We start from the raw sequence: 7,268 nt of genomic DNA, 5'->3' as shown, positions 1-7,268 counted from the left end.
CACCGCCCGCCGTGCCGGGCGGTGGCGCTGCGCCGGGCGGCCGGCTCGCGACCAACGCCGGCGCCTGGCTCGGGTGTTCGCTAGTGCTTCCCCGGGGCGGGCGTACAGGTCAGCTCCGCCCAGACCGCGTGCCCGACGCCGGAGTCGAGACTGCGGCGGATTCCCCAGTCGTCCGCGAGAACGCTGACCAGCAGCAGGCCGCGTCCGCTCTCGCCGTCGGTGTCCGCCGGCTCGCCGGGGCGCGGCGGCAGCGGATGCGGACCGCCGCCCTCGTCGGTCACCTCCAGGCACAACCGCAGGCCGACCAGCCAGAGTTCACAGCTCACCTTCTCGCTGGCGGTGTGCCGCACAGCGTTGGTGAACAGCTCCGACACCAGCAACTGGGCGTCTTCGCACGTCTGTTGGTCGACTCGCCATTCAGTCAGGCGGTCGAGGACTCGTCTGCGCGCCCGCCCGACGGAGGTGTCGAGCGAGGGCAGACGGAACGCATCCCGGAGCGGGCGTACCGACACAGCAGAGGGCCGATCTTCTAATGAGAGGGCGTCATGGGGGGAAGCCACGGCTCCACTATGAACTTGTTCAGTCACACCTGGCAAGGATCAGTCTGCAAATTACAGAATCGTTCGAGTCAGACTGTCCTCCCGCAGGTCGTCCGTGCCAAACTGCTTGCCCATGACAGGAGTTGGAGGCGAGCGATAGTGGTGGACTCGCGGACGGGCGGTGGCGCGCCCACCGTTCTGCGGGTGGTTCTGGGCAGACGTCTGCAGCATCTGCGGGAGAACTGCGGTCTGTCGTACGAGGAGGCGGGGCGCGCGCTGGACGTCACCCACGCCACGGTCCGGCGGATGGAGAAGGCCGAAGTCGGCCTGAAGGTCCTCTACGTCGAGAAGCTGCTGGAGACCTACGGTGTGACGGACCGGGCGGAGGTCGACCAGTTCCTCACCCTGGCCCGCCAGGCCAACCAGCCCGGCTGGTGGCACAGTTACCGCGACGTCCTGCCCGAGTGGTTCAGTGCCTTCGTCAGCCTGGAGAGCGAGTCGCACGTCATCCGGGCCTACGAACCGCACTACGTACCGGGCCTGTTGCAGACCGAGGCGTACGCGCGCGCGGTGCTGCGCGCCGGGATGCCCCATGTGCCGGAGGAGGAACTTCGGCGTCAGGTCGCGCTGCGCAGAGAGCGTCAGGCCGTCCTGGAGCGCGACGAACCGCCCATGCTGTGGGTGGTGATGGACGAGACGGTCCTGCGCCGCGGCATCGGCGGCCCCGAGGTGATGCGCGAGCAGATCGACGCGCTCATCGAGGCCGGCCGGCGGCCCAAAGTCCGGCTCCAGGTGATGCCGTTCAGCGTCGGCCCCCACTCGGCGATGTACGGACCCTTCCACCTCTTCCGATTCCCGATCGATGAACTGCCGGACGTCGCATGTGCGGAGAGCCTGGTCGGAGCGGTCTACTTCGACCAGCGCGAGGACGTGACGACGTTCCTGGAAGCGCTGGACAGGATGTGTACCCAGGCCGCGCCGGTGTCGCGGACGGAGGCGATCCTCAGTGCGATGCGCAAGGAGATCTGAACCATGGGTCGTATCTACAACGGCATGCCCGCCAAACACCTCGGCACCGAGGGCTGGCACAAGCCCTGGAGCGGAGGCAACGGCGGTAGCTGTGTGGAGGCTCTCAAGCTCGACGACGGCCGGGTCGCTCTGCGCCAGTCCACCGACCCGGACGGCCCGGCCCTCATCTACGCCCCGCACGAGATCAGGAAGTTCATCCAGGGCGTCCAGGCCGGTGACGCCGACTTCCTGCTTGCCTGACCGGCGACGACACCTGGAGGAGATGTGCCGGACACGGGATTCGACCCCGACCGGATCGACACCACCACCCCGCATCCCGCCCGGATGTACGACTACTACCTGGGCGGCAAGGACAACTACGCGGTCGACCGCGAGGCCGCCGAACGCGTCCTCGGCCACGCGCCGTTCATCCGTCCCACCGCACAGGGCAACAGGGACTTCCACCACCGTGCGGTGCGCGCGGTGGTGGAGCGGGGAGTACGGCAGATCATCGACGTCGGCACCGGCATCCCGGCCTCTCCCAACACACACGAGCTGGCGCAGGAGGTGGCACCGGACACGCGCGTGGTCTACGTCGACAACGACCCGATCGTGGCCACGTACGCCGGTGCGAAGCTCACCAACACCGGCAACACCGGCTTCGTACTGGCGGATCTGCGCGAGCCGGAGGCGATCCTCGACCACCACGTGACGCGGGAGCTCATCGACTTCGGGCAGCCGGTCGCGCTGATGCTGGTGGCCGTCGTCCACTTCATCCAGGACGACGAGGACCCGGGGCGCATCGTCTCGGCGCTCACCGACCGCCTGCCGGAGGGCAGTTGCCTGATCTTGTCGCACATCACCGCCGACTTCGACGGCGGCGAGGCGCTGAAGCAGGTCTCGGAGGTCTACAAGAACTCCACCGCACAGCTCGTCATGCGCGGCCACGACGAGCTGATGCCCTTCTTCAAGGACTTCGAGCTGCTCGAACCGGGCCTGGTCAGGCCGCCGTTGTGGCGTCCCGAGGGGCCCGTCCCGGACGAGGAGGAGCTGTACGACCATCGCGGGTACGCGGCCGTGGGGGTCAAGGGCGGCGTATAGCCGCCGCGCGTACCCGCCGAGCGCACGGCTCCGCGTCCGGGGAAACGCTGAGCGTGCGCGGCGACTGCCGGGCAGGACCGACCCGAACGGGCGGCGCCTGCCCGGCAGTTGTGTGTACGGGTACGGGCGCGCCGGTGCGTGACGCCGGCCGGTGCGCCCAGCGACGTATGGCAGTGCCCGGTGCGCCGCCGGCCCGGCGTCCTCAACTCCCGTACGACGCGCGGCATCCGGAGCCCGGGGGAGCGCGGCGGCGTCCGGCGTGCCCTCACGGCCTACGCGCGTCAACTCCCGACTGTCCCTGCGTGTAGGGATCTTCGCCGGGTGGAAGCTACGTCGCAGTACCGCTCCACGACCAGGCATCGAGCAGCGCGGGGCCGAGCGGACGGATGCACCTCGTCCGAGGCCCCGTCAACACCCTTGCCCCGCAAGCGCATCAGACACGTGTCGCACGTCACGTATCTTCGATCAGTTTTGACATGAGCACTTCCGACGGGAGTCGCCACCTGGTACTTGTGTACATGACAAAGGCACCCTCCATGTCTACCCCCCACCATGAAGAGGTTCCATGAAGCTCAGTAGACGGATGACCCTGGCCGCGGCCGTGGCGTCCTCCCTCGCAGTGACCACAGGGGCCACCTCGGCCCTCGCGCAGGACGCCGCCACCGGATACGTCGCCCTCGGCGACTCCTACTCCTCCGGCCTCGGATCCGGCGACTACGGCGACAGCGGCGACTGCAAGCGCAGTTCGAAGGCGTACGCCCAGCAGTGGGCATCCGCCAACTCCCCCTCCTCCTTCGACTTCACGGCGTGCTCCGGCGCGGTCACCGACGACGTCCTCTCTAGCCAGCTCGGGCCGCTCAGCGACTCCACGGGCCTGGTCAGCATCAGCATCGGCGGCAACGACGCGGGCTTCGCCGACACCATGCAGGCGTGCGTGCTCCAGGGCGAGGACGTCTGCCTGGAGAAGATCGACGAGGCGAAGAGCTACGTCTCGGGCACCCTCCCGGGCAAGCTCGACTCCGTCTACAACGCCATCAGCGACAAGGCGCCCGCCGCCAAGGTCGTCGTCATGGGCTACCCGCGCATCTACAAGCTGGACGGCGAGTGCTCCGTGGGCATCAGCGAGAAGTCGCGCGAGGCGATCAACTCCGCGTCCGACACTCTCAACGACACGATCGCCAAGCGCGCGGCCGACCACGGTTTCTCGTTCGGCGACGTACGTGACGCCTTCACCGGCCACGAGATCTGCTCCGGCGACGCGTGGCTGCACAGCGTGACCGTCCCGATCGGGGAGTCCTACCACCCGACCGAGACCGGCCAGACCAGCGGCTACCTGCCGGTGCTGGAGGCGAACTCGTAAGCCCCACGAGCAGGACGCGGAGGCGTGCCGTCCCGCGCCACCGCCTGCGCGCGGGACCAGGGCCGAAGCGGCGGACGATGCCGTGGTCCCACGCGGAAGGCACCTCCCCGGCCGGGGCGGGCAGGAGTCAGCTCCTCCCGCCCCGGCCGGGTTTTTGCTCATCGGTGCACGTCGGGACACCGCCGGGGCGCGGCAGCCGGGGGCTGTGCCACGTACGGGAGCGGTACGGCGCGGCTGTCCGGCAGACACGAGGGAACCCGTCGGGGCGATTCGGCGTTCTTATGGACAGAGGCGGGCGGGGTGACCTGCCGCGAAGGAGGACGACATGACCAACCGAGGAAAGATCGCCGTCGGCGGCGTGGCCGTGGGGCTGCTCCTGTGGTGGCTGACGTCGTTCTGGATCGCCGTCGCGGTGATCGTCGGCGTACCGGTGATCGCGTATCTGGCGCTCGACCCCTCCCAGCGACGCCGGCTCCGCCGGGTCAGCCGCAAAGAGCTGCGGCGCTGAACCGGTCGTGAGCCGCTGAGCGGTGCCGGCCCGGGCGGGTGCCGCGGATGAGGTGTGCCCGCGTACGCAACAGGCCGCCTGGTCTCTAGAGTTGGGCCATGAGTTGGTTGGCGCTGGAGCCCGGCGCCCCCGCCCCCGCGTCCCCCTTCGCCGACTCCGCCATGGCTCACCGGCTCGGTCCCGGTGCCGCAGCGGAACGCCCCGCCTGTGCCGTCGGAGACCCGGGACGAGGACGAGGAGCCGGACGAGTCCGGCGGGAGCGAGCCGCCCGGCGAGGACCGGAGGCCCGCCGGGCCTGACGGCGGTGAGCGTGCCGTGCCCGCCGCCGCGCGCTCGCGAGTGCCGGCCAAGCCGAAGCGCCGGCGGCCTGTTCTGTACGAGCGGCGCCTCGCGTCCGCCCTGCCGTACCCGCCCGCGCCGCCGGGTGTCTGGCGGCTGGAGCGTCACGGGCAGTACGTCTACGTCCTGCGCAACACAACTGCCCGCACGCTCACGGGTGTTCGCATCAGCCGGACGCATCTGCCCGCCTCCGTCCGCGGAGTTCCGGAGAATTCCGTCGTACGGCCGGGCGAGGCCGTCGAGTTCGTGATGGCGCCCGAGGGCGGACACCCCATGCCGGACGCCGTCGCGGTCTCCTGGGACGGGCAGCCGGGCCCGGCGTCCGTGCCGGTACCGGCCGGCTGAACTCCGCGCGTACCGCGAGGTGTTGCTCCGTGCGACGCCCCGTCAGGCCGCCGGGCGCAGCGCCATGCCGTCCAACGCCTCCAGCAGACCGGGCAGTTCCTCCCCGCGTCCCACTGGAAGGACCTCTCCGGGCTCGTCGTCCAGCAGCAGGAACGCGATGTCGTCGGTGCGTGCCACCATGCTCCAGCCGGGGCCGTCCGCACGCAGCGTGCGGGCCTCGCCCGAGGCGAAGGCGGAACGGACGCGGCCGGGCGGCGGCGGATCCTTCAGATAGCCCCGCACCTGCTCCAGCACCCGCTTCACCGAGGCGTTCGGGTTCTCGCCCGCGTCGACGAACTCGACGTCGTCCTCGACCTGTTCACGCCACTGCGCCCACTGCAGAGCGATCTCGTCGGCGCCGAGCCGCCGCTGCGCGGGCCCCCAGTGCTCCGTGTCCGGCGGTACGAGGACGCCGTGCTCGCCGTCCGTCTCCGGGTCCGGCTCGGGGTCGTGCGGCGCGGGCACGCCGGGCGCCGAGACCGCGACGTCCAGGGGCCAGCCGGGCAGCGCGGCGGCGACGGAACGCTCGGAGGGGGAGAGGTCGTACTCCATGCCGCAGTCCCACGCGGCGATCGCGCAGGCCACCAGCGTCACGTCGTCGGTGGCGACCGTCCAGCGGGCGCCGTCGCCGTCCTGGCCGAGGACCAGGCCGTAGCCCTCGGCGTACGGTTCGAGGCCGAGTCTCGCGCACGCTTCCGGGTAGTCGTCGCCCAGAACGCTCGGGAACTGGGCGGGAGTCAGCAGTACAGCCGTCAGCACATACAGCGCGTCATCGTCCTCGGCGGCCACCTTGCCTCCCCTTCCATAAGTTCTGGGGAACCTTAACTCTAGAGTCAGTTCGTCGACAGAGCAGGGCCGCGACCGAGGGGATGCGACGTGGGGCGATACGACCGGCTGAGGCACATTCTCCAACTCGACCCGGAGGAGGACTTCCTGGAGATCTACCGGCTCTCGTCGACGTACGAGTTCCCCTGGGACTACACGCGTTCACTGGAGCTGGCCCTTTACCGGACGTACGCGGTGCCCAGCATCGGGCGTCTCCTGGCGCACACGGCGGAGCTGACCGACCGCACGCAGAAGCGCTACGACGACACCACGCTCCTCCTGGACGCGGTCGTGGAGCACGGCTTCTCCTCCGACGAGGGCCGCACGGCGATCCGCCGCATCAACCAGATGCACCGCAGCTACGACATCCCCGACGACGACATGCGCTATGTGCTCTGCACGTTCGTCGTGATGCCCAAACGGTGGCTGGACGCCTACGGTTGGCGTCCCCTCTCGCGGCTCGAGCAGCAGGCGGCCGCCCGCTACTGGGCCACTCTCGGACGGCATATGGGCATTCCCCGGATCCCCGAGGGCTACGACGCGTTCGAGACGTATCTCGACGAGTACGAGGCGGCGCACTTCGCCTGGGACCCGGACGCGCGCCGCGTCTCGGACTCGACGCTGAACCTGATGGCGTCCTGGTATCCGTCGCTGCTCGCACCGGCCGTACGGGGCGCGAGCAAGGCGCTGCTGGACGAGTCGCTGCTGCGCGCCTTCCGCTACGACCCGCCGCGGCCGCTCGTCCGCAAGCTCGTCGAGGGCGGACTGCGCGCGCGGGCGCGTGCCGTACGGCTGATGCCGGAGCGGCGCAAGCCGCACTACGCCCGTCAGAACCCGGAGATCAAGGGGTATCCGGGCTATCCGGCGGGCTACCGCCTGGAGGACCTGGGGACCTTTCCGCGCCGCGCGGAGGGCGGCGGCGTCGGCGGATGCCCGGTGCCGCACGGCAAGGCGTAGCCGGCGCCGGTCGTGCCGGCGGCGGGGCTGCCCCTGGGGTACGCGCCCCTCAGTCGCGTACCGCCAGCGCCAGATAGCGGTCCTCGTCGTCGGCCATCGAGGTCAGCCGCCAGCCCGAAGCGGCAAGCAGCGCCGTGATGTTGGGCTCGGCGCGGACGTCGTCCGCGGTCAGCTCGCGGCCCTGGCGCGCGGCGAGCGCCGCGCGGCCGACGGGGTGGAAGAGGGCGAGGGCGCCCTCCGGCCGTAC

At 70.4% G+C, this 7,268-nt stretch carries 9 protein-coding genes and 1 pseudogene; 7 read left to right on the top strand and 3 right to left on the bottom strand.

From position 1 onward, the window contains the following. Positions 1 to 80: 80 nt before the first annotated feature. The gene (locus AN218_RS06730) at positions 81 to 512 is read right to left on the bottom strand and encodes an ATP-binding protein (RefSeq protein WP_244900316.1); all 432 of its coding nucleotides are present in this window, start codon (positions 510 to 512) and stop codon (positions 81 to 83) included. 231 nt (positions 513 to 743) lie between these two features. On the opposite strand from AN218_RS06730, the gene AN218_RS06725 reads away from it, so the two are divergent. The 6 genes from AN218_RS06725 to AN218_RS06700 all read left to right on the top strand — a co-directional run bounded on the left by AN218_RS06725 (position 744) and on the right by AN218_RS06700 (position 5,200). Continuing rightward, positions 744 to 1,568 carry a helix-turn-helix domain-containing protein gene (locus AN218_RS06725; protein WP_420855940.1) on the top strand — a complete coding sequence of 275 codons (825 nt, stop codon included), beginning with the start codon at positions 744 to 746 and terminating at the stop codon, positions 1,566 to 1,568. 3 nt (positions 1,569 to 1,571) lie between these two features. Continuing rightward, positions 1,572 to 1,808 carry a DUF397 domain-containing protein gene (locus AN218_RS06720; RefSeq protein WP_070015841.1) on the top strand — a complete coding sequence of 79 codons (237 nt, stop codon included), beginning with the start codon at positions 1,572 to 1,574 and terminating at the stop codon, positions 1,806 to 1,808. 24 nt (positions 1,809 to 1,832) lie between these two features. Continuing rightward, positions 1,833 to 2,648, top strand: a complete 816-nt coding sequence (locus AN218_RS06715) for an SAM-dependent methyltransferase (protein ID WP_070015839.1) — start codon at positions 1,833 to 1,835, stop codon at positions 2,646 to 2,648. A 565-nt stretch (positions 2,649 to 3,213) separates the two neighbouring features. Then, positions 3,214 to 4,008, top strand: a complete 795-nt coding sequence (locus tag AN218_RS06710; RefSeq protein ID WP_070015836.1) for an SGNH/GDSL hydrolase family protein — start codon at positions 3,214 to 3,216, stop codon at positions 4,006 to 4,008. Between the two features lie 325 nt (positions 4,009 to 4,333). Next, complete coding sequence (locus tag AN218_RS06705; protein WP_070015834.1) at positions 4,334 to 4,516, top strand: hypothetical protein; 183 nt, start codon at positions 4,334 to 4,336, stop codon at positions 4,514 to 4,516. Between the two features lie 207 nt (positions 4,517 to 4,723). Next, positions 4,724 to 5,200 (top strand): hypothetical protein, encoded by a 477-nt coding sequence (locus AN218_RS06700; RefSeq protein WP_070015832.1) that lies wholly within the window; start codon positions 4,724 to 4,726, stop codon positions 5,198 to 5,200. 42 nt (positions 5,201 to 5,242) lie between these two features. Here AN218_RS06700 and AN218_RS06695 read toward each other — a convergent pair whose 3' ends face one another. After that, a complete protein-coding gene (locus AN218_RS06695) occupies positions 5,243 to 6,028 on the bottom strand; it encodes a hypothetical protein (RefSeq protein ID WP_070015830.1) in 786 nt (261 codons plus the stop codon). A gap of 87 nt (positions 6,029 to 6,115) precedes the next feature. On the opposite strand from AN218_RS06695, the gene AN218_RS06690 reads away from it, so the two are divergent. Beyond that, complete coding sequence (locus AN218_RS06690) at positions 6,116 to 7,021, top strand: oxygenase MpaB family protein (RefSeq protein WP_070015827.1); 906 nt, start codon at positions 6,116 to 6,118, stop codon at positions 7,019 to 7,021. A gap of 49 nt (positions 7,022 to 7,070) precedes the next feature. Here AN218_RS06690 and AN218_RS37930 read toward each other — a convergent pair. Then, positions 7,071 to 7,268 (bottom strand): annotated as a pseudogene (locus tag AN218_RS37930) (SAM-dependent methyltransferase); the annotation flags it as partial.

Source organism: Streptomyces nanshensis (assembly GCF_001751255.1).
GTDB lineage: Bacteria > Actinomycetota > Actinomycetes > Streptomycetales > Streptomycetaceae > Streptomyces > Streptomyces nanshensis_A.
Note: the sequence above shows the minus strand (reverse complement) of the source record. Positions and strands in the feature narration are given on the sequence as shown.